General features: G+C 72.9%; 18 protein-coding genes. 13 read left to right on the forward strand and 5 right to left on the reverse strand.

Annotated features, from left to right (window positions below):
* Positions 1-13 precede the first annotated feature (13 nt).
* The 3 genes from KK483_RS10135 to fabF all read left to right on the forward strand — a co-directional run bounded on the left by KK483_RS10135 (position 14) and on the right by fabF (position 2,695).
* Positions 14-1,015 carry a ketoacyl-ACP synthase III gene (locus KK483_RS10135; RefSeq protein WP_262004894.1) on the forward strand — a complete coding sequence of 334 codons (1,002 nt, stop codon included), beginning with the start codon at positions 14-16 and terminating at the stop codon, positions 1,013-1,015.
* Positions 1,016-1,080: 65 nt separating this feature from the next.
* Positions 1,081-1,329 carry an acyl carrier protein gene (locus KK483_RS10140; RefSeq protein ID WP_242335583.1) on the forward strand — a complete coding sequence of 83 codons (249 nt, stop codon included), beginning with the start codon at positions 1,081-1,083 and terminating at the stop codon, positions 1,327-1,329.
* A 79-nt stretch (positions 1,330-1,408) separates the two neighbouring features.
* On the forward strand, positions 1,409-2,695 hold the full coding sequence (gene fabF, locus KK483_RS10145; RefSeq protein WP_262004895.1) for a beta-ketoacyl-ACP synthase II: 1,287 nt from the start codon (positions 1,409-1,411) through the stop codon (positions 2,693-2,695).
* Positions 2,696-2,847: 152 nt separating this feature from the next.
* Here the strand turns inward: fabF and KK483_RS10150 are convergent, their stop codons facing one another.
* Positions 2,848-3,342 carry a DUF3145 domain-containing protein gene (locus KK483_RS10150; RefSeq protein WP_262004896.1) on the reverse strand — a complete coding sequence of 165 codons (495 nt, stop codon included), beginning with the start codon at positions 3,340-3,342 and terminating at the stop codon, positions 2,848-2,850.
* Positions 3,343-3,589: 247 nt separating this feature from the next.
* Here KK483_RS10150 and KK483_RS10155 point away from each other — a divergent pair, with 247 nt between their 5' ends.
* Positions 3,590-4,513, forward strand: coding sequence for an SGNH/GDSL hydrolase family protein (locus KK483_RS10155; RefSeq protein ID WP_262004897.1), 924 nt, complete (start codon positions 3,590-3,592; stop codon positions 4,511-4,513).
* Positions 4,514-4,673: 160 nt separating this feature from the next.
* On the opposite strand, the gene KK483_RS10160 is transcribed toward KK483_RS10155, so the two are convergent.
* Positions 4,674-7,187, reverse strand: a complete 2,514-nt coding sequence (locus KK483_RS10160; protein WP_399013818.1) for a beta-glucosidase — start codon at positions 7,185-7,187, stop codon at positions 4,674-4,676.
* 97 nt (positions 7,188-7,284) lie between these two features.
* Between KK483_RS10160 and KK483_RS10165 the strand changes: the two genes are divergently transcribed.
* Positions 7,285-7,851: a TetR/AcrR family transcriptional regulator gene (locus tag KK483_RS10165; RefSeq protein WP_262004899.1), complete on the forward strand. Its 567-nt coding sequence runs from the start codon at positions 7,285-7,287 to the stop codon at positions 7,849-7,851.
* Positions 7,852-7,973: 122 nt separating this feature from the next.
* Complete coding sequence (locus tag KK483_RS10170) at positions 7,974-9,221, forward strand: pyroglutamyl peptidase (protein ID WP_262009420.1); 1,248 nt, start codon at positions 7,974-7,976, stop codon at positions 9,219-9,221.
* A 30-nt stretch (positions 9,222-9,251) separates the two neighbouring features.
* Here KK483_RS10170 and KK483_RS10175 read toward each other — a convergent pair whose 3' ends face one another.
* Positions 9,252-10,067 carry an EI24 domain-containing protein gene (locus KK483_RS10175; protein WP_262004900.1) on the reverse strand — a complete coding sequence of 272 codons (816 nt, stop codon included), beginning with the start codon at positions 10,065-10,067 and terminating at the stop codon, positions 9,252-9,254.
* A 160-nt stretch (positions 10,068-10,227) separates the two neighbouring features.
* Here KK483_RS10175 and KK483_RS10180 point away from each other — a divergent pair, with 160 nt between their 5' ends.
* Entirely contained in the window at positions 10,228-12,768 is a 2,541-nt protein-coding gene (locus KK483_RS10180) for a M14 family zinc carboxypeptidase (RefSeq protein WP_262004901.1), read from the forward strand.
* Between the two features lie 121 nt (positions 12,769-12,889).
* Here KK483_RS10180 and KK483_RS10185 read toward each other — a convergent pair whose 3' ends face one another.
* Both KK483_RS10185 and KK483_RS10190 read right to left on the reverse strand, forming a co-directional pair.
* Entirely contained in the window at positions 12,890-13,312 is a 423-nt protein-coding gene (locus KK483_RS10185) for an organic hydroperoxide resistance protein (protein ID WP_262004902.1), read from the reverse strand.
* A gap of 63 nt (positions 13,313-13,375) precedes the next feature.
* Positions 13,376-14,401: an NADP-dependent oxidoreductase gene (locus tag KK483_RS10190; protein WP_262004903.1), complete on the reverse strand. Its 1,026-nt coding sequence runs from the start codon at positions 14,399-14,401 to the stop codon at positions 13,376-13,378.
* A 92-nt stretch (positions 14,402-14,493) separates the two neighbouring features.
* On the opposite strand from KK483_RS10190, the gene KK483_RS10195 reads away from it, so the two are divergent.
* The 6 genes from KK483_RS10195 to KK483_RS10220 all read left to right on the forward strand — a co-directional run bounded on the left by KK483_RS10195 (position 14,494) and on the right by KK483_RS10220 (position 21,457).
* Positions 14,494-14,943, forward strand: coding sequence for a MarR family winged helix-turn-helix transcriptional regulator (locus KK483_RS10195; protein WP_262004904.1), 450 nt, complete (start codon positions 14,494-14,496; stop codon positions 14,941-14,943).
* A 942-nt stretch (positions 14,944-15,885) separates the two neighbouring features.
* A complete protein-coding gene (locus KK483_RS10200; RefSeq protein WP_262004905.1) occupies positions 15,886-16,437 on the forward strand; it encodes a hypothetical protein in 552 nt (183 codons plus the stop codon).
* Positions 16,438-16,775: 338 nt separating this feature from the next.
* A complete protein-coding gene (locus tag KK483_RS10205; protein ID WP_262004906.1) occupies positions 16,776-17,324 on the forward strand; it encodes a hypothetical protein in 549 nt (182 codons plus the stop codon).
* A 103-nt stretch (positions 17,325-17,427) separates the two neighbouring features.
* Entirely contained in the window at positions 17,428-18,465 is a 1,038-nt protein-coding gene (locus KK483_RS10210; protein WP_262004907.1) for a rod shape-determining protein, read from the forward strand.
* Positions 18,466-18,473: 8 nt separating this feature from the next.
* A complete protein-coding gene (locus tag KK483_RS10215) occupies positions 18,474-20,042 on the forward strand; it encodes a GAF domain-containing protein (RefSeq protein WP_313878668.1) in 1,569 nt (522 codons plus the stop codon).
* 761 nt (positions 20,043-20,803) lie between these two features.
* Complete coding sequence (locus KK483_RS10220; RefSeq protein WP_262004908.1) at positions 20,804-21,457, forward strand: LysE family transporter; 654 nt, start codon at positions 20,804-20,806, stop codon at positions 21,455-21,457.
* The last annotated feature ends 37 nt before the right edge of the window (positions 21,458-21,494 follow it).

The raw sequence follows: 21,494 nt of genomic DNA on the forward strand, positions 1-21,494 counted from the left end.
GAGCCGAGAGCGCATGTCGAAGATCAAGCCCAGCCAGGGCGCCCCGTACGCGCGGATCATGGGTGTCGGCGGCTACCGCCCCACCCGGGTCGTGCCGAACGAGGTGATCCTCGAGACGATCGACTCCTCCGACGAGTGGATCCGTTCCCGCTCGGGTATCGCGACCCGCCACTGGGCCTCCGACGAGGAGACCGTGACGGCGATGTCGGTCGCGGCGTCGGGCAAGGCCATCGCCGACGCCGGGATCACCCCGGAGCAGATCGGCGCCGTGATCGTCTCCACCGTGTCGCACTTCAAGCAGACCCCGGCGGTCGCCACGGAGATCGCGGACCAGATCGGCGCGGTCAAGCCGGCGGCGTTCGACATCTCCGCGGGCTGCGCGGGCTTCGGTTACGGACTGACGCTCGCCAAGGGCATGGTCGTCGAGGGCTCCGCCGAGTACGTCCTCGTCATCGGCGTCGAGCGGCTCAGCGACCTCACCGACCTGGAGGACCGCGCGACGGCCTTCCTGTTCGGCGACGGCGCGGGCGCGGTCGTCGTCGGCCCCGCGAAGGAGCCGGCGATCGGCCCCACGGTCTGGGGTTCCGAGGGCGACAAGTCGGAGACCATCAAGCAGACCGTGCCGTGGACGGACTACCGCGACGGCACCGTCGAGCGGTTCCCCGCCATCACCCAGGAGGGCCAGGCGGTGTTCCGCTGGGCCGTCTTCGAGATGGCGAAGGTCGCCCAGCAGGCGCTGGACGCGGCCGGGATCGCCTCCGACGACCTGGACGTCTTCATTCCGCACCAGGCGAACATGCGGATCATCGACTCGATGGTGAAGACTTTGAAGCTGCCGGACCACGTCACGGTCGCCCGTGACGTGGAGACCACCGGCAACACCTCGGCCGCCTCGATTCCGCTCGCGATGGAGCGGCTTCTGGCGACCGGACAGGCGAAGAGCGGCGACACCGCGCTCGTCATCGGCTTCGGGGCGGGGCTCGTCTACGCCGCGACGGTCGTTACCCTCCCCTAGGGCACATCCGGATCTTCCGGGTACGCCCTGATCAACTCTCTGCATCAACACCGAAGGAGCGCCACATGGCCGCCACTCAGGAAGAGATCGTCGCCGGTCTCGCCGAGATCGTGAACGAGATCGCCGGTATCCCGGTCGAGGACGTCCAGCTGGACAAGTCCTTCACCGACGACCTGGACGTCGACTCGCTGTCCATGGTCGAGGTCGTCGTCGCCGCCGAAGAGCGCTTCGACGTCAAGATCCCGGACGAGGACGTCAAGAACCTCAAGACGGTCGGCGACGCCGCCGGCTACATCCTGAAGCACCAGGCCTGATCCAGGCCGATCAGGTACGCCACCCAGCGGTGGCGCCGCTGATTCACGAACCCTCATAGACCGTGGAGAAAGAATTCCTGTGAGCTCGACCAATCGCACCGTGGTCGTCACCGGTATCGGCGCAACCACACCGCTGGGTGGCGACTCGGCATCGACCTGGGAAGGTCTGGTCGCGGGACGCTCCGGCGTCCGCCCGCTGGAGGGCGAACGCTTCGCCGACCTGCCCGTCCGTATCGCCGCCCCGGCGGCGGTGGACCCGTCCGAGGTCCTTCCCCGCCCGCTGGCGCGCAAGCTGGACCGCTCGGCCCAGTTCGCGCTGATCGCGGCCCGTGAGGCGTGGGCCGACGCCGGCTACACGGCCCCCGCCGGCACTGAGGCATCGGACGCCGACGCGTCGGGCCCGCAGATCGCCCCCGAGCGGCTCGGTGCCGTCATCGCCTCCGGCATCGGCGGTGTGACCACACTGCTCGACCAGTACGACGTGCTGAAGGAGAAGGGCGTACGCCGCGTCTCCCCGCACACCGTGCCGATGCTCATGCCCAACGGCCCCTCCGCCAACGTCGGCCTCGAGGTCAACGCCCAGGCGGGCGTGCACACTCCGGTCTCCGCCTGCGCCTCCGGCGCCGAGGCGATCGGTTACGCCGTCGAGATGATCCGCACCGGCCGCGCCGATGTCGTGGTCGCGGGCGGCACCGAGGCGGCGATCCACCCGCTGCCGGTCGCGGCCTTCGCCAACATGATGGCGATGTCCAAGAACAACGACGAGCCCGAGAAGGCGTCGCGCCCGTACGACAAGGCCCGTGACGGCTTCGTCCTCGGCGAGGGTGCGGGCGTCGTCGTGCTGGAGTCCGCGGAGCACGCGGCCGCGCGGGGCGCGAGGGTGTACTGCGAGGTGCTGGGCCAGGGTCTGTCCGCGGACAGCCACCACATCGCGCAGCCGGAGCCGACGGGCCGCGGTGTCGCGGCAGCCATGCAGAACCTGTTGGACAACACGGGTCTGAAGCCGTCCGAGGTGGTCCACCTCAACGCCCACGCGACCTCCACCCCGCAGGGCGACGTCGCCGAGATCAAGGCGCTGCGCAAGGTGCTGGGCGACGACCTCGACCATGTCGCGGTCTCCGCCACGAAGTCGATGACGGGTCATCTGCTGGGCGGTGCGGGCGGCATCGAGACCGTCGCGACGGTCCTGGCGCTGCACCACCGCATGGCCCCGCCGACCATCAACGTCGACGACCTCGACCCCGAGGTCGACGCGGACATCGTCCGCGACGAGCCGCGGAAGCTGCCCGAGGGCACGATCGCGGCGATCAACAACTCGTTCGGCTTCGGCGGCCACAACGTGGTGCTGGCGTTCCGGACGGTCTGAGCGACTCCGAGCAGCACGGACCGGGCCCGCCTCCGAAAGGGAGGCGGGCCCGGTCTGCTGTGTGCCGAAGAGGCTTCGTGCCGAGAGGGCTTTGTACCTGAGGGACTTGGTGCCTGAAGGGCTCGGTGCGCCAGGGGCTTGGTGCCGAGCGGTCAGACGACCTGGTGGAGCCAGCGGACCGGCGCGCCCTCGCCCGCGTAGCGGAACGGCTCCAGTTCGTCGTCCCACGGCTTCCCGAGCAGCCGGGAGATCTCCGCCTCCAGCTCCGTCTCCCCCTGCGCCGAACGGGCGAGTGCCGCCCGCAGCCGGTCCTCGGGGATGAGGATGTCGCCGTGGATGCCCGTGACGGCGTGGAAGATGCCGAGCTCGGGCGTGGCGCTGTAGCGCTCGCCCTCGGCCGTCGGGCAGGGTTCCGCGGTGACCTCGAAGCGCAGCATCTGCCAGCCGCGGAGCGCGGACGCGAGCTTGGAGGCCGTGCCGGGCTCGCCCTGCCAGGAGAACTCGGCTCTCCATGTGCCCGGCGACGCCGGCTGCCGGATCCAGTCGAGCTGGACCCGTACCCCCAGCACGCCCGCGACCGCCCATTCGACGTGCGGGCACAGCGCGCGTGGTGCGGAGTGAACGTACAGAACGCCGCGTGTCGTCACCGGGACCTCCAGTGTGGGACGAGGTTCGCCTTTCCCAGCGGCCTCAGTAAACAGCATCGGGAGTAAAACTCCGCAAAACGGACAGCATGTGACGTGATGTAATTTACCGGAGCCGGCGGGCAAGGTGCCTCTGGTTCGACGGGGGCAAAGCTACCGTGCGGCGGGGGCCGAGGTGTGTCGTACCGCCCGGTCGGAGGGCCGTACGCACCAAGCTTTCACCCGGCAGGACGCCTATGGGGAGGGCAGGATGCGTGAAAAGCGGCGGAGCGGGCGAACACGTCTTCGGCCGCGTTCCGCCGTCGCCACGTTGACGGCGGCGGGGCTCGTCGGGCTCGCGGCGCTCACGGGCTGTGACGGACAGCCCGGCGCCACCCGCGACGGCCGGCAGCCGCCCCGGCCCTCGCCCTCCCCCACGCCCGTCTGGGACCGCAGCCCCGCATCGGTGGCGGCCGTCGGTGACTCCATCACCCGCGGCTTCGACGCCTGCGAACTGCTCGCCGACTGCCCGGAGGCGTCGTGGGCCACGGGCACCGACACGGCGGTACGCAGCCTCGCGCAGCGGCTCCTCGGCCCGGCGTCCGCCGCCGAGCACAGCTGGAACCACGCGAGGACCGGCGCCCGTATGGCGGACCTGCCCGGCCAGATGACCCAGGCGGCGGCGCGCGGCCCGGAACTGGTCGCGGTGATGGTCGGCGCCAACGACGCCTGCCGGGCCAGACCGGAGCTGATGACTCCGGTCGCGGACTTCACCCGGTCCTTCACGGCGGCGATGGGCGCACTGCGCCGCACGGCGCCCAAGGCCCAGGTGTACGTGTCGAGCGTGCCGGACCTGATGCGGCTCTGGTCGACCGGGCGGGGCAACCCGCTCGGCCGGCAGATCTGGAAACTGGGCATCTGCGCCTCGATGCTGGGGAACGCGGAGGACATGAGCGAGGTCGCGCAGACGCGGCGCGCCCGGGTGCACGACCGGGTGGTCGCCTACAACGAGGCGCTGAAGAGCGTCTGCGCGAAGGACCGGCTCTGCCGGTACGACGGCGGGGCTGTCTTCGACTACCGCTTCACCGGCAGGCAGTTGAGCCACTGGGACTGGTTCCATCCGAGCAAGGACGGCCAGAGCCGGCTGGCGGAGATCGCCTACCGCAACGTGACGTCGTCGAGACCGCCGCGCTGACCCGGCACGGCGCCCGGAGCCGTACGCCCCGGGGCGGTTGTCAGGGACCGCCCCGGGGCCGCTGTCCCCGGCGGGGGCTCGGCTCGCCATGCGGTGGGTCACCCGTCCGGCGTCACGACCGGCGTCACGACCGGCGTCACGTCGGGCGTCACGACCGCCGTCACGACACGTCCAGCGCCACGGCCAGGCGGGGGTCGTCGAGGGCGTGGGAGGCATGGACCTCGTACGAGCCCGGGACGAAGGTCCAGGATCCCGACTCCTCGTCCCAGATCTCGAAGGCGCGCCGCGGCAGGGGGATTTCCACCTCCGTGCGCTCGCCGGGCGCGGCCTCGACGGTCGCGAAGGCGGCCAGCCAGCGTCGCGGGCGCCCGACGCCGTCCCTGGTGGGGGCCAGATAGATCTGGACGGTCTCACGGCCGGCGCGTGCACCGCTGTTGCGCAGGCGGACCCTGGCGGAGGCGGGCGTGGCCTCCAGGGACTCGTACGTCCATGTGGTGTAGCCGAGGCCGTGGCCGAAGGCGTACGCGGGCGGCGTCGCACTCCTGTCCCAGGCGCGGTAGCCGATGAACAGGCCCTCACGGTAGGAGAGCCGGCCGTCGGTGGGGGCGACCTCGGTGACGGGGGCGTCGGCGAGCGCGGCCGGCCAGGTGGTGGGGAGGCGGCCGCCGGGCTCCTCCGTGCCGAGGAGGACGTCGGCGAGGGCGGCGCCGCCCTCCTGTCCGGGGAACCAGCCGAGCAGGACCGCGGCGACGTCGTCGCGCCAGGGCAGTTCGACGGGCGAGCCCGCGTTGACGACCACCACCGTGTTCGGCTGGGCGGCGGCGACGGCGCGGACGAGATCGTCCTGGCGGCCGGGGAGGCGCAGGTCGGTGCGGTCGAAGCCCTCGGACTCGACGCGCTCGGTGGTGGCGACGACCACCACGGCGGTGTCGGCGGCCCGCGCCGCCTCGGCGGCCTCGGCGATCAGCTCGTCGGCGTCCCGCTGCGGCCCGAGGTGGAGGAAGGAGAACATGACCGCGGGCAGCGGGGCGTCGGCGATGTCGCCGACCGTGTGCCGCAGGGAGACCTCGACGGGGACGCCCGCGGTGAGGGCGACGCGCCCGCGCTCGTTCGGCGCGCCGAAGAACGCCTCGAACGGGTCGGACTCACTGCCCAGTTCCTGGACGCCGTCCCACAGCACCTCGCCCCCGACGCTCAGCGTGAAGCCGCCGAGGCCGCGCGTGCCGAAGGAGTGCTCGCCGCTCTCGCGCGGGGTGAAGCTGCCGGTGACCTCGACGGAGTGCAGCGTCTCGTAGGCGACGCCGTCGGGCAGGTCGTCGCCGAGCCACTGCACCTGGCCGCCCGGCAGCGATCCCTCGCCGAGGACCGCGCCGCTCGCGTCGCGGCAGACGGCGCGCAGCTCGAAGCCCTGGTCGGCGGGGGTGAGTTCGTCGCTCGGGTCGGCGCCGACGGCGTAGGTGAGTGTGCCGTCCGGGAGCGCGGCGGTGAGGCCGTCGAGCGGGGAGACGATCCGTTCGGGGAAGACGGTGGCAGAGCCTCCGCCGAGGACGCGGGCGTCGCGGGCGGCGGCTCCGACGAGGGCGACCGTGCGGACGCGGGCGGGGTCGATCGGGAGCGCGCCACGCTCGTTGCGTACGAGCACGAAGGCGCGGTGCGCGATCTCTCGGGCCAGGGCGTGGCCGTCGATCCGGGCGGGGAGCTCCGCTTCGGCGACGGCGGGTCCGACGCCGTCGAGGGCGCCGGTGCGGGCGGCCAGCCGCAGGACGTTGCGCACGGCGCCGTCGACGACGGACTCCGGCACCTCGCCACTGCGGACGGCCGCGGCGAGGGCTTCGCCGTACACGGTCCGCGGGCCGGGCATGGCGACGTCGAGGCCGCCGAGGACCGCGCCGGCCGTGGAGCGGGCGGCCATCCAGTCCGAGACGATGTACCCGTCGAAGCCCCATTCGCCGCGCAGGACCTCGTTCTGCAGATACCGGTGCTCGGTCATCGTCGAGCCGTTGACCTGGTTGTAGGCGGCCATGATGCCCCACGGGTGGGCGTTCTTGACGATCGCCTCGAAGGGGGCGAGGTAGAGCTCGCGCAGCGGTCGCGGGGTGATGACGTTGTCGACGGTGAAGCGGTCGGTCTCCGCGTCGTTGCCGACGAAGTGCTTGACGGTCGTGCCGACCCCGCCGTCCTGGACGCCGGCGACATAGCCGGTGCCGATCTCGCCGGTCAGACAGGGGTCTTCGCTGTAGCACTCGAAGTGGCGGCCGCCGAGCGGCGAGCGGTGCAGATTGACGGTCGGCGCGAGGAGCACGTGGACGCCCTTGCGTCGGGCCTCCTGGGCGAGGAGCCGGCCGGCGCGGCGGGCGAGGGCCGGGTCCCAGGTGGCGGCGAGCGCGGTCGGGGAGGGGAGGGCGACGGAGGGGTCGTCGGCGGTCCAGCGCACCCCGCGGACGCCGACCGGCCCGTCCGACATGACGAGCGATTTCAGGCCGATCTCGGGCAGCGCCGGGAGCGACCACATGTCCCGGCCGGCCAGCAGCCGGGCCTTGGCGTCCAGATCGAGCTTGCCGAGTGCGGCCTCGATCGCGTCGGCGTACGCGGGAGCGGGGACGGGGGCGGGGGCGTCTGCCACGGCCGTGCCTCCTCGTTGAGGGTCGTGTGGGTGCCGCCATAGTGGACCCATTCACCTGTGAATCGGTAGGCTTCGTTATTCTTTCGAGATTTTATGATGGCGTACGGTCCTGCTGGCAGGCACACGGAAGAGGGAACGGGGCGCATCGATGGCCAGGGCCAGGAGCGAGGAAAGGCGCGCGGAGATCCTGCGGGCCGCCCTCGAAGTCATCGCCGAGCGCGGCTACCGGGGCGCGTCCCTCGCCGCCGTCGCCGAGCGGGTCGGCCTCACCCAGCAGGGCCTGCTGCACTACTTCCCCACCAAGGAGGCGCTGCTCGTCGCCGTGCTGGAGAAGCGCGACCAGTGGGACACCAGCGGCTACCGCCGCTCCCCCGACGGCTGGCGGCTGGAACTGCTCGCCTCCCTCGTCGAGTACAACGCGATGCGCCCCGGCATCGTGCAGACCTTCTCCGCGCTGCTCGGCGAGAGCGTCACGGAGGACCATCCGGCACGTGAGTTCTTCACCCGCCGCTACGGCCAGGTGCGCTCCGAGATGGCCGCCGTGCTGCGCGCCGAGTACGGCGCCCGGCTGCCCTCCGGGCTCACTCCGGAGGAGGCGGCCCCGCTGCTGGTGGCGGTCCTGGACGGGCTCCAGTACCAGTGGCTGCTCGCTCCGGACGAGGTGGACATGCCCACGGTGTTCCGCGCCTTCCTGAAACTGCTGGGGAATCACTAGGTCCCCTCTGGTCACCGCCCAACTCCCTCCCGATACTGGCGACTTCGAACACGCCAAGGAAAAGGGGAACAGGGGTGCGGAGGACACTGGGCGTCCTGATGGTCTCGGCGGTGGCGGGCACGATGCTCGGCACGGCGCCGGCGGGCGCGGCCGGGGCACCGGCCGCCGTCGCCACGGTGGAGGAGCAGCGGCTCGACCGGGCCGTGCCGCAGGAGATACTGCGGCGCAGCGGATTCGACTCCGTGGCACCGCGGTTCACGCGGGCGCTGCGGTCGGCCGGCTCGTACGCCGATGCCGAGCGGGTGGTCGAGCGGCACGGCGCCGGGCTGTGGCGGCGGGCCGTCGACCGGGCCCAGGGAAAGGGGCCGGTGCGGGGCGATCTGAGCCGGGGCGACGACCGGCCGCTGTACTGGGCACGGCTCGCGATGGCGCGGGAACTGCGCCAGTGGCAGCCCGCGTTCGGGCCGACCGAGGCCGACCGGGCACGGCTGCTCGACCGGCTCGAACAGACCTCGCGCGGCCAGGACTCGCTCGACTTCCCGCGCGCCAACGGCGCCAAGGGCATCAACGACACCAAGGGCGTCAAGGGCATCAAGCGGATCGTGGTGACCGGCTTCGACCCCTTCACGCTGGACCGCGACATACGGATCAGCAACCCGAGCGGGGCGACGGCGCTCAGCCTCGACGGCACCTGGATACGGACGGCCGACGGCACCCCGGCCCGCATAGAGGCCGCCGTCTTCCCCGTCCGCTGGAGCGACTTCGCGGCGGGCACGGTCGAGCGGGCCCTGCGCCCGCAGCTGCCGGGCGCCGATCTGGTCACGACGGTGAGCCAGGGCCGTGTCGGCCGCTTCGACGTCGAGCGCACCAACGGCGCCTGGCGCGGCAGCTTCCCGGACAACGAGAACCTGTCCCGCACCGGGACCGTGCCGGTCGACGACCCGGCGTCGCAGCCGCAGTGGACCTCGACGACGCTCCCGTACGCCGCGATCGTCGCGGCCTCCACGGGCCGCTTCCCGGTCTACGACAACACCTCCGTCACGGAGATACCGGCAGGGGCCACCGAGCCCGTGGTCCGCCCCGACGGCCCGACACCCGGCTCGGCGGCCCGTGCAGGAGGCGGAGGCGACTACCTCTCCAACGAGATCGCCTACCGGGCGACGCTGCTGCGCGACCGGCTCGGCCTGGGCACCGCCCTGGCCGGCGGACATGTCCACACCCCGGTGCTCCAGTTCGGCAGCGGCAACACCGACCCGGCGACGGGCACGGTGACCGACCCGGAGTTCGAGCGCAACCGGCAGGACATCGTCGCCCAGGTGCGGGCGATCGTCACCACTGCCGCGAGCGCTGCCGGGGGCGCGGGCGCGTAGGCACGGCCAACCGGGCGGCCGCGGGCGCGGTCAGCGGCCCGGCTTGTCGAAGGAGAGCGGGCCGCCGCCCGCCACCGGCTCCGGGCCGGGGGCGGGCCCCGGCTCACCCCGGGGTGCCGTCAGGTCGCGGACGAGGAGCGTCGCTCCCGCCACCGCACCCGGCATCAGGAAGACGGCGACCAGGGGGACGAGGAAGGAGAGGGTGAGCGGGACGCCGAAACCGAGGACGAGCAGGCGGCGGGCGCGCAGCAGTGCGAGGCGGTCCTTCAGCGCGACACCGCGCCGCTGGAGCGCGACCGCCGTGAGCTCGTGGGCGAGGAAGAAACCGGAGACGCAGAACCCGATCACGGGGACCACGGTCTGCCCGACGACGGGGATGAAGCCGAGCGCGAACAGCAGCACGCCGTACAGCGCGACCCGCAGCAGCACACGGAGGCTGTCGCGCGCCGAGATCCACAGCTCGCGCCAGAGCGGCAGCCCGGACTCGGGCACCTCGCCGCCCTCGGTCCTGTCGACCTGCTCGGAGAGCGACTCGTAGAACGGCTGCCCGACCAGCAGGGTCACGGCGGTGAAGGTGATCACGGCGAGGAAGAGGCCGAAGGCGAAGACGAGCCCGGTGAGGAAGCCCCGGAAGAGGCCCTGCCACGGCGAGGACCAGCCGTCGGCGAACGGTGTCGACCAGCCCACGAAGTCATCGGCGCCGTAGCCGAGCCCGACCAGCGCGCCGGCGTACAGCAGCAGGGTGATCAGCCCGGGAAGCAGCCCGAAGCCGAGCCACCGGCCGTGCCGGCCGACCCACCGCTGGCCCTTCACCAAGTAGCTGAAGCCCACTCCGAGATCACGCATGCCGATCACCCTATCGGGAGGCCGGAAAGCGCCGCCGGTGCGGTGCGGATGGGGGGCACATGACCCGTATGCCCCACAAGGCTCTCTTGTTGTCGGGGGGTTGAGCCGGTAGACCCTGCGTACCGATCGCTTCCCGTCCCCCCCGGAGGTCCGTACGCGCATGGGTACCCGATCCGTTCTGGTCACCGCCGCCGTCGCCGGCTCGCTGCTCCTCCCGACCGTCCACGCCTCCGCCTCCGTCTCCGTCTCCGCCTCCCCCGGTCCCGACCGCCCCCACCCGGTACGGGAGGGCGGCGGCCGGGAGACGGCGGGCCCCGTACGGGCAGGGGTGCTGCGGGCGCCGGAAAGCGCGACCCCCCGCCTGGACAGGGACGGCGGCTACCCGCGCCGCACCGTCCTCACTCCCCCGCCCGTCGACCCGGCCGACAGCTCGATCAAGCTCGGCCTCGCCCCGTACCACTCGCTGGCCCCGCGCCTGAACGCCCTCCAGAGGCTCGGCGACCGGGTCAGCGTCGAGATCGCCGGCCACTCCGCGGGCGGCCATGAGCTGTACCTGGTCACCGTCACCGCCCCGGAGACCGCACGGCAGGCCCGCGACCAGGAGCGGATGCGCGAGCTCATCGAGAACCGGCCCGCGACGGCCGCCGGTGACCCGCACATCAAGTCCGCGTACAAGACACCGGTCTTCATCAACAACAACATCCACGGCAACGAGTGGGAGGGCACCGACGCCGCCCTGGAGCTCATCGAGGAGCTGGCGAAGGCGAGGGACGCGAAGACCGCCGGCCTGCTCGCCCGCAACCGGATCCATCTCAACGTGACGGCGAACCCCGACGGCCGGATCGCCGGGACCCGCACCAACGCCAACGGCTTCGACCTCAACCGCGACGCCGTCACCGCCTCCCAGCCCGAGGTCCGCGCGATGCGGCAGATCGCCGTCGACAAGCAGCCCGCGGTGATGCTGGACCTGCACGGGTACGTCAACGGCACGCTCATCGAGCCGACGACCCCGCCGCACGGCGAGAACTACGAGTACGACCTCTTCCTCAAGAACTCCTACGCCAACGCGCTGGGCATGGAGAAGGCCGTCAACGCCCTCGGCTACACCCCGCAGAAGGACGGTGTCGAGCCGCCCGTCATCCCCTTCCGCGACCAGCAGGAGGGCTGGGACGACTGGCCGCCGATCTTCACCCCGCAGTACGCGCCGTTCCACGGCGCCGTCGCCGCGCACACCATCGAGATCCCGCTCACCGTCAACAACAACGCGTACCGCACGCTCCCGGTGAGCGAGCTGCGCCGCCGGGCCGCGATCAACACCCGGGTCGCGGGCGCCGCGATGCGCGCCGCGCTCGACTACACGCACACCCATCGGGCGTCCGTCATCGCCGACCAGATCGAGACCTTCCGGCGGGGCGCGGCGGGCGAGGCGCAGCGGCCGGTGTCCGAGCAGACCGTGCCCGGGGTGCCCGGCATCGGCCCCGAGGACGTCTACACGACCGCCTTCCCCCGGGCCTATGTCATCCCGGCGGGCACCGCACAACGCAGCACCGTCGCTGCGGCCCGGCTGGTGGACCATCTGGTCGCCAACGACGTACGGGTGGAGCGGGCGCTCACGGGCTTCCGGCTGGCGGGGCGGTCGTACCCGGCCGGTTCGTACGTCGTCGACATGCACCAGCCCAAGCGCGGTCTCGCCCATGTGATCCTGGCCGAGGGCCGCGACATCAGCGCGGACGTGTCGACGATGTACGACATCTCGGGCTGGAGCCTCGGGCTGCTGTGGGGCGCGACCGTCGAGAAGGCCCAGCGGGGCGACCTGAAGGTCATCGGCCGGCCGGTGCACGCCGCCGCGCCCACCGGGTACGTGGCGCCGTGGGGCGATCTGCGGCTGCGGCTCGACGACCCGAAGGAACTGGTCGCGCTGAACTCCCTGCTGGCGCGGGGCGTCGCGGTGCGCCGCTCGGCCGACGGCGGATCCGCGATCGTGCCGGGCTCGGCACGCGGCCAGGCGAGGGCCTTGGCGGCCCGGTACGGGGTGGTCTTCGCCGCGGCGAAGGAGCGGGGCGGGGCGCCGCTGGAGCGGACCAGGGTCGCGGCGGCGGTGGGCGCCGGTGAGCTGTCCGCGCTGCGCGGGATGGGCTTCGACGTGGTGCCGGTCTCGACGGAGGTCCTGAACGCGGGCTTCGACTGGTCGGCGGCGGACGTGCTGTTCGTCTCCTCGGGCCTGGAGTACGAAGAGCTCACACCGGCCGCGCGTGACGCGCTGCGCACGAGCGGCGCGGGCGTCGTCGCGCTCGGCCCGGAAGGCGCGGCGTTCAACGCGGCGGCCGGGCTCATCCCGGTGACGGCGGTCGAGGGCAACGGCGACGCCAACGGAGTGGTGCGGGTGGTGAACGCGGCCGGCCCGGTCGCCTCCGGCGGACCGGGCCACACGTTCGTCTACTCACCGCTGTGGTTCACCGGCCTCGGCGCCGGGGTGCGCGTGGAGCAGGCGTACGCCGCCGGGAACCCGCTCGTCTCGGGCCACTGGCGGGCCGCCGAGGACGGCGCGGGCGGCCCCGAGGACGCGGCGGGCAGGGCGGCGGCCGTCAGCGGCAGGACGCCGCAGGGCGCACCGGTGGTGCTGTTCGGCACGGAGCCGCTGTTCCGCGACCACCCGAAGGGAGTGTTCGCGCAGGTCGGGCGGGCGCTGCTGCTGCGCTGAGCGCGCGGGCCCGCGAGGCGGACGCGACGAGGGCCCGCGGGGCGGACGCGACGAGGGCCGCACCCCGATCGGCTGGGGTGCGGCCCTCGTGCTCGTACCGTGCCGGTCGCCGCCTCGGGCGTCAGACCGCGAGCTCGACCGTGATGTTGCCGCGGGTGGCCTTCGAGTACGGGCACACCTGGTGGGCCTTCTCGACGAGCTCCCGGGCGGTGGCGGCGTCCACGTTCGGGATCTTCGCGGAGATCTTCACGATGATGCCGAAGCCGTCGTCGTTCTTGCCGATGCCGACCTCGGCGGTCACCGTCGAGCCGGAGATGTCGGCGTTCTCCTGGCGGGCGACCACACCGAGCGCGCCCTGGAAGCAGGCGCTGTACCCGGCGGCGAACAGCTGCTCCGGGTTGGTCCCGGCGCCGGAACCGCCCATCTCCTTGGGCGGGTTGACGACGACGTCGAGCTTGCCGTCGTCGGTGGCGACCCGGCCGTCACGGCCGTTCTCGGCAGTGGCGACAGCGGTGTAGAGGACGTCGGACTGCTGGATCGACATGAGTCACGTTCCTTCTCTGGTTCGCCGCGGCTCGCGCCCACGACCGCGACGGCTGCTCCGAGCCTAACGCGTCAGCGAGACGACCATCTTCCCGGTGTTCTCACCGCGCATCATCCCGAGGAACGCGTCGAAGCCGTTCTCGATGCCATCGACGACCGTCTCGTTGTACTTCAGCTCGCCCGAGCGCAGCCAGCCGGCGACCTCCTCGACGAACTGCCCCTGGAGGGCCCGGTGGTCGTTGACGAGCATGCCCTGCAGCCGCAGGCGCTTGCCGATGACCAGGGCGAGGTTGCGCGGAGCCGGGGTGGGCTCGGTCGCGTTGTACTGGGCGATCATTCCGCAGATGGTGGCGCGGCCGTGGACGTTGAGCGAGGAGATCGCGGCCTCCAGGTGCTCGCCGCCGACGTTGTCGAAGTAGACGTCGATGCCGTCGGGGGCGGCCTCCTTCAGCTGCTGGGCGACGGGGCCCTTCTTGTAGTTGAAGGCGGCGTCGAAGCCGTACTCCTCGACGAGGAGCTTGACCTTCTCGTCGGAGCCGGCCGAGCCGATGACGCGCGAGGCGCCCTTCAGCTTCGCCATCTGGCCGACCAGGCTGCCGACCGCACCGGCGGCGCCGGAGACGAAGACCGCGTCGCCCTCCTTGAAGGACGCGACCTCGAACAGACCGGCGTAGGCGGTGAGGCCCGGCATGCCGAGAACGCCGAGGTAGGCGGAGAGCGGGGCGGCGGAGGCGTCGACCTTGACGGCGTGCCCGGCCGCAGCGTCGATGGACGCGTACTCGCGCCAGCCGAGGCCGTGCAGGACGTGGTCGCCGACGGCGAAGCCCTCCGCGTTCGACGCGATCACCTCACCGACCGCGCCACCGTCCATGGGCTGGTCGAGCTGGAACGGCGGTACGTACGACTTCACGTCGTTCATCCGGCCGCGCATGTACGGATCGACCGAGAAGTGCAGGTTCCGGACGAGGATCCGGCCCTCGCCCGGCTCGGCCACCGGGGCCTCGCGCAGGGCGAAGTCCTCCGGCTTGGGCCAGCCGTGCGGGCGGGCGACGAGGTGCCATTCACGGCTGGACGCGGGAAGTGCGGGCATGGCGCTGAGCCTCCTGAGAATGTTTTCCGTTCTGAAACAACCATGCGACTGAATATTTCAGGTTGTCAAGTATCAGGGGTATGCTGAGGGACATGGCCACCACACGCGCCACCACACCGCGCACGGACCCGCTGACGATGGAGGTCGTCGATCTCATCGGCACCATCGTGGCCCGCTACCACGACGAGTACGAGGAGGTCGCCACCCGCCACGCCCTCACCGGCGCCCAGGCCCGGGTCCTCGGCCTGCTGTCCCTGGAAGCCACACCCATGCGGCGGATCGCCCAGCAGCTGAAATGCGAGCCCTCCAACGTGACCGGCATCGTCGACCGCCTCGAAGCCCGCGGCCTCGTCGAACGCCGCCCCGACCCGGCCGACCGCCGCGTGAAGCTCGCCGCGGCGACGGAGGACGGCCGCGACACGGCTCGCCGCCTGCGCGAATCCCTGCGCTTCGCGCGCGAACCGCTGGCGGAGCTCTCACCGGAGGAGCGCAGGGTCCTCCGGGACCTGCTGAAGCGCATGCTGGGCGAGCGCTCGGCGTAGTGGCGGCGGCGGGCCGCTCGGCCCGCGGGGGCTGGGGGTGGTGTGCGGTGTTGCCCTTTGCCGGGTGGGCACCCGGGGCTCTTGTCCTCAAACGCCGGACGGGCTGGGGGTGCGCGGCGTTGCCCAGCGTCGGGTCGGCACCCGGGGTTTTTGTCCTCAGGCGCCGGACGGGCTGGGGGTGTGTCCGGTGGGTGGTGCGGTTCGGGGCCCCTCCGGGCTCGACTCCTCGGAGGCGGCGGCGTACACGTTCCACCAGGTTGCGAACCCGGTGCCTGCCGCCACCTCCTGCGGGGCCGACCCTGCACGGCCCCGCCCCGGCGCCGCCCCCGGGCGCGGGTGAGTGGGTGGTTGTCGCACCCGCGGGTCGTTGCTCGTCTACGGGCCGGTGGGTGGTTTGTGCCCACCCGTCCCGCCCCAGCGGGACGACTGCCCACAACCGTGAGGTGGCCGCCTGGCTTGTGGGCAGGCGTTCCGCAGGGCGGAACGGGTGGGCACAACCCGACCACCGGGGTCGGCCATGGCCGGTGACCTGGTCCGGGGGGCGCGGAGGGGTCGGGTTCGGGACACTCAAGCGTGATTTGTGGCGCGCGCCGGAATCCCGGACGAGTACACGCTTCCGGGTGGGCGCGCGACGTACGGGGGTCCGGGGGTTTCCCCCGGAAAAGCACAGCATGCCGTCCCGGACACGAGCCCCGCAGCGCCACCCGGACGGCAACCATCCGCGCCGGGTGACCCCGACACACCCAGCCCGTCCGGCGCTTGAGGACACAAACCCCGGGTGCCGACCCGACACCGGGCAGCGTCAGCGCGGCGCCTCCCACGTCAACGGCGGGACGGACACCGCGCCCCCCTCCGTCGTCACCGTGAGACGCAGCGCCGCGCGGCCGTCCGGCGCTTGAGGGCAAAAACCGGCGGCGGTCGGCGGTCCGCTACCAGCAGAAGATGACCCACGGACAGTCGTCAGTCGGCGTCGGCGACGGCGACGGCGGCGGCGGCGGCGGTGACGACGGCTGCCCAGGCGAACCCGTCGTCGCAGACGGACGCGGCGGACTGCCGGACGGCCCCGGCGCCGACGAGGAGGGATTGCCCCTCGGACTGCTCGGCGGCGCGGACGACCCCGTCGGGCCCGCCGCCGCCGAGGACGACGGGGCCGCGGTCGGCCGCCCACTCCCCTGCCCCGTCTCCGTCGCACTCGGCCGCGGCGGCGCCGACGACGTCGAAGGCGCCTCGCTCACCTCGCTCGGCCCGGGCGCCGGCTCCTCGCTGCCGGTCGGGGCGGGTATCTCGTCGACCGCTATGTCCTCTTCCTCACGGACCTCCTGCGACCTGCCGTCGTCCAGCACCGCTTCCCGCGCCAGCGACCCGAGGCTCAGCGCGCCCGCTGCCAGCGCCAGGCCGACCGTGCCGATCAGCACGTTGCGGCCGCGCTTGCGGCGCCTGCGGGCGCCCGAGGTCCGGCGGGCACGACGACCGGGGGCGGCCGCGCGGCGGTGACCGGCCTCCGACCGGTCCTCGTCGTACGCTCCGCCCAGCTCGACAACGACGTCAGTCGTCGGCTCGGTGGGACTGAGGTGCCGCAACTCCTCCGCGGGGGTACCGCATCCGGCGCACGCCAGAGCCCCGTTGAGGTGCCGACGGCACTGGTAGCAGTAATCCATGGCGCCCGCAGCGTACGCAGCGTCGGGACAACAGAGATAGCCGAGACTGTGAGGATTCTGTGTGGAATCACGGATTTCCTGGCGAGGCGGCTGGTGTAATACCACGCGAGCGCACTCGAATCGCACGCCACGGACCAGGCCGACCGACCCGCGCGGGCAGTACAGGATAGGGCCATGAACACCTTCGGGCCGCGCGACTTCCAGCTCGTACTGCTGCGCCGGATGGCCGACCACCAGCCCCGGCTCGTCGAGGACGCACGGCGGCAACTGGGCGCGTCACTCGCCGACATGCGGGAGGCGAACCGCCGCTGGCAGGCCCTTCTCCGCTCCCCGCGCGCCCGCGGCGCCGTCTCCCGCTACCGTTCCGTCCTCGGCCCGCCCGAGTCCACCGCCCGCCGCCGCATCGGCGACCTGGAGTGCGACGCGCTGCTGTGGCCCGTACCGCTCTGGCCGGACCTCCGCTTCGAGGTACTCGCGGCACCTGGCGGCGCGGTGTGGAACGAATGGCTGGTCCGTGCGCCCGGCGCGGCCGGCCCCGAGCTGCGCACGGAGAGTGATCTGCGCCCCTGGTCCTGCACGGTCGACGAGGTGGCCAGGGCCTTCGCCCCGACCCGCCCGATGGAGGGCACGGCCCCGACGCGATGGCGGCTGGCCTTCACCCTGCCGGACGGGCGGGAGTGCGTCGCGGAGTTCACCTGGGGGCTGCTGCAACGGCTCCTGTGACGGCCGGGGTGACGGCACCCTCCCCCGACCGGCCCAGCTCAACGAGCGCCCCGCGCCTCCCGGCCGCACCATGCGTAGAAGAACCGCTCTCGGGAGGACCGCTGTGACCGTCAGTCTGGAGCAGTTGCGCCGCTGCCATGTCGCCGTCGACCTGGGCGCCGCGAGGACTCGGGTCTTCGTCAAGGGCGCCGGGCTCGTCGTCGACGAGCCGAGCGTGGCTGCCGTCAACACGCGCAACGGGGCGCTCATCGCCGTCGGCGAGTTCGCCCAGAAGATGACGGGCCGCACCCCCGACTACATCCGGGTCGTCCGCCCCGTGTCCGGTGGCACCGTCGTCGACATCGAGATGGCCCAGCGCATGCTGCGCCACCTCCTCGGCGAGAAGCTCCGCCGCCAGCTGCGCCGCAAGCCCAGGCTGCGCGCCGCCGCCTGCACCCCGCACGAGTCCGATCCGCTCGCGCAACGCGCCACCGTGGAGACACTGGTCGGGCTCGGCGCCCGGCGCGTCGAGCTCGTCGACACGCTGATCGCCGCGGCCGTCGGCTGCGGACTCCCCGTGGAGCAGCCCACCGCCACCATGATCATGGTGTGCGGTGCGGCCAGCACCCAGGTCGCCGTCCTCTCCCTCGGCTCGATCGTCACCGCCGTACGGATCCCCGTCGGCGGCGAGGCGGTCGACCACGCCGTCATCCAGCACCTGCGCCACCAGCACGCGCTGATGCTGCCCAGCCAGTCGGTACGCCCGCTTCAGCTCGCGCTCAGCGAGAACGGCCTCACCCTCCAGGGCCCCGACTCCACCGAGATCCACGGCCGTGACGTGGCCACCGGCCTCCCACGCTCCGTCAAGGTCGCCACCGCCGCCGTGCGCGACGCCATCCACACCCCGCTCACCGCCGTACTCGACGGCATCGGGAAGATCCTGCGCGAATGCCCGCCCGACCTGGTCGCCGACCTCGCCGACCGGGGCATCATGATGGTCGGCGGCAGCGCGCTGCTGCCGGGCTTCGACCAGATGCTCCGGGACGCCACCGGCATGCCGGTGCACATCGCCGAACGGCCCGACGTGTGCGCCGTGCTCGGGCTCGGAGCGATGCTGGAGGGCAACGTCCAGCCGATGGTCCTCGACCCGCTCACCGCCTGAGCCGGGCGATGCCGCCCGGGACGACCAGGGAGCGGCACGTCCCGTCGACACTGACGGAACGGCCGGCGCTGCCTGCGGTGCCTGCGCTGCTCGACACAGTGCTGCTCGACACGGTGCTGGAGGCCGTGCTGAGCGTCGGCACCGCACCGGAACTGCACACCGCGCTCCAGCACATCGTCGACCGGGCGACCGAACTGACCGGCGCGCGGTACGGAGCGCTGGCCGTCGTCGACCCCGAACGGGGCAGGGCCACCGAGCGCTTCACCAGCGGCAGCCCCGATCCCGGGATGCACCGTCCTCTCGGGGTGCCCATCCATGTGCACACCGAGGTGTTCGGCCATCTCTGCCTCGCGGACAAACCGTCCGGCCCCTTCACCGGCGACGACCTGGCGCTGCTGCGGATCCTCGGCTCCCAGGCGGGCATCGCGATCTCCAACGCGCGGCTGCACGAGACCGCCCGGCAGCGTGAACGCTGGATCGAGGGTGCGGCCGCGGTGACGACGGCACTGCTCACCCGGGAGGCCGCCACGGACGCGCTGATGACCGTCGCCGAACGGGCGCGGATGCTCGCGGAGGCGTCGGCCGGGGTGGTGCTCCAGCCCACCGGGGAGGGCGGGATGGAGATCGTCGCCGCGTCGACGCTCGGCGACCCCGCGGACCTCGTCGGTACGACGATCGAACCCGGCTCGGGCGTGCTCGTCCAACTCCTCGGCGGCGAACCGGTCTTCATCGAGGACTCGGCGACGGACCCGCGGATGACGACGCGCGTACGGCATCGCTTCGGCCCCTCGATGATGCTGCCGTTGCAGAGCGGCGGGAAGCTCATCGGCACGCTCGCCCTGCCGCGGCGGCGCGGCGGGCGCCCGTACTCCGCTGTGGAGCGGCTGCTGGCCACGCAGTTCGCCTCGCAGGCCGCGCTCGCGCTGGTCCTCGCCGACGCGCAGCACAACCGGGAGCGGCTCGCGGTCTACGAGGACCGCGACCGGATCGCCCGCGATCTGCACGATTTGGTGGTGCAGCGGCTGTTCGCGACGGAGATGATGCTGGAGTCGACGCGGAGGCGGGCGGCGTCGGCGGCTACGGCTACGGCTACGGCTACGGCTACGGCTACGGCTACGGCTACGTCGGCGTCGGCGGCCACGTCTGCGTCTGCGGCCACGTCCGCCGCCGATGACGCGCTGCTGGGGCGTGCGGTGGACGAGCTGGACTCCACGATCCAGGAGGTCCGCACGGCGATCTTCGCCCTTCAGCAGCCGCCGGCGGACGCGCCGACGACGTTCCGGGGGCGGGTGCTGAGGGAGACGGGCGGAGCGGCGGCGCTGCTCGGCTTCCAGCCGTCGGTCCACTTCACCGGCGCCGTCGACGCGCTGGTGCGCGAGCCGCAGGGCTCGCGGCTGCTGGCCGCGCTGCGCGGCGCGCTTGCCGCGGCGCACCGGGGGGCGGGGGTGACGGGCGTCGACGTGTCGGTCGACGCGACGGCGACGCTGCCGGACGGCCGCGCGGCGCTGCGTCTCACGGTGACGACGGAGGGGGGCGCGGTGTCCGTCCCGCCGTTGACGTGGGAGGCGCGGCTCTGACGCTGCTCGGTGTCGGGTTGGCACCCGGGGTTTTTGTCCTCAGGCGCCGGACGGGCTGGGGTGTTGGGGTTGTCCGGTGGCGGGTGGTTGCCGTCCGGGTGGTGCTGCGGGGCTCGTGTTCGGGACGGCATGCTGTGCTTTTCCGGGGGAAACCCCCGGACCCCCGTACGTCGCGCGCCCACCCGGAAGCGTGTAGTCGTCCGGGATTTCGGCGCGCGCCACAAATCACGCTTGAGTGTCCCGAACCCGACCCCTCCGCGCCCCCCGGGCCAGGTCACCGGCCATGGCCGACCCCGGTGGTCGGGTTGTGCCCACCCGTTCCGCCCTGCGGAACGCCTGCCCACAAGCCAGGCGGCCACCTCACGGTTGTGGGCAGTCGTCCCGCTGGGGCGGGACGGGTGGGCACAAACCACCCACCGGCCCGCAGACGAGCAACGACCCGCGGGTGCGACAACCACCCACTCACCCGCGCCCGGCGGGCGGCGCCGGGGCGGGGCCGTGCAGGGTCGGCCCCGCAGGAGACGGCGGCAGGCACCAGGCTCGCAACCCGACAAAACCTGTACGCCGCCGCCTCCGAGGAGTCGAGCCCGGAGGGGCCCCGAACCGCACCACCCACCGGACACACCCCAAGCCCGTCCGGCGCCTGAGGACAAAAACCCCGGGCGCCCACCCGACACCGGACAACACCGCACACCACCCCCAGCCCGTCCGCACGGAAAATTCGCTCGCACCCCGCCCGGCTCACCCCCAAGAGTGTCCGCATGAGCGAGATGTGGACGACCGCGGTCGCCGGTGCCGCCGCCGGGCTGGGGGTGGCGATGCCGCTCGGGGCGATGGGGGTCCTGCTGATCCAGGAGGGCATGCGGGACCGCCGCAACGCGATCGCCGCGGCGGCCGCCGTCGCCGTCGTCGACCTCGCTTACGCCGCGGTCGCGACCGCGCTCGGCCCGCTCGTCGCCTCCGCGCTGTCCGGCGTCGAGGCGTGGGTGCGGCTGGTGTCGGCGGCGGTCCTGATGGTGATCGCGCTGCGCGGACTGTGGGCGTCACGGAGCGCCGGCGCGGAGGCCGGCGCAGCTGACGGCCCGGCGGCCCCCGGCGGGGACACCGCCGGGGACACCGGCGGCCCCGCGCGGACGTTCGCCCGGTTCGCCGCGCTGACCCTCGTCAACCCCACCACCGCGCTGTACTTCGCCGCGCTCACCACCGCCCAGGGCGCCGCGCTCCGCGGCGGGGCCGCGGGCACCGTGTTCGTGGCCGGGGTGTTCGCCGCCTCGCTCGTGTGGCAGCAGTTGCTCGTCGCGGCGAGCGGGTTCACGGGGGCGCGGATCGGTGCGCGGGCGCGGGCCTGGACGTTCCGCGTCGGGTTCGGCCTGGTGGCCGTGTACGCGGTGAAGGTCGCCCTGCCCCTGCCCTAGGCTCTGTCGTCGAAGTAGCGCCGTCCGTCCGCAGGGC

Origin of the sequence: Streptomyces sp. FIT100, from assembly GCF_024584805.1 — a bacterium.
In the GTDB taxonomy this organism is placed as follows: Bacteria; Actinomycetota; Actinomycetes; order Streptomycetales; family Streptomycetaceae; genus Streptomyces.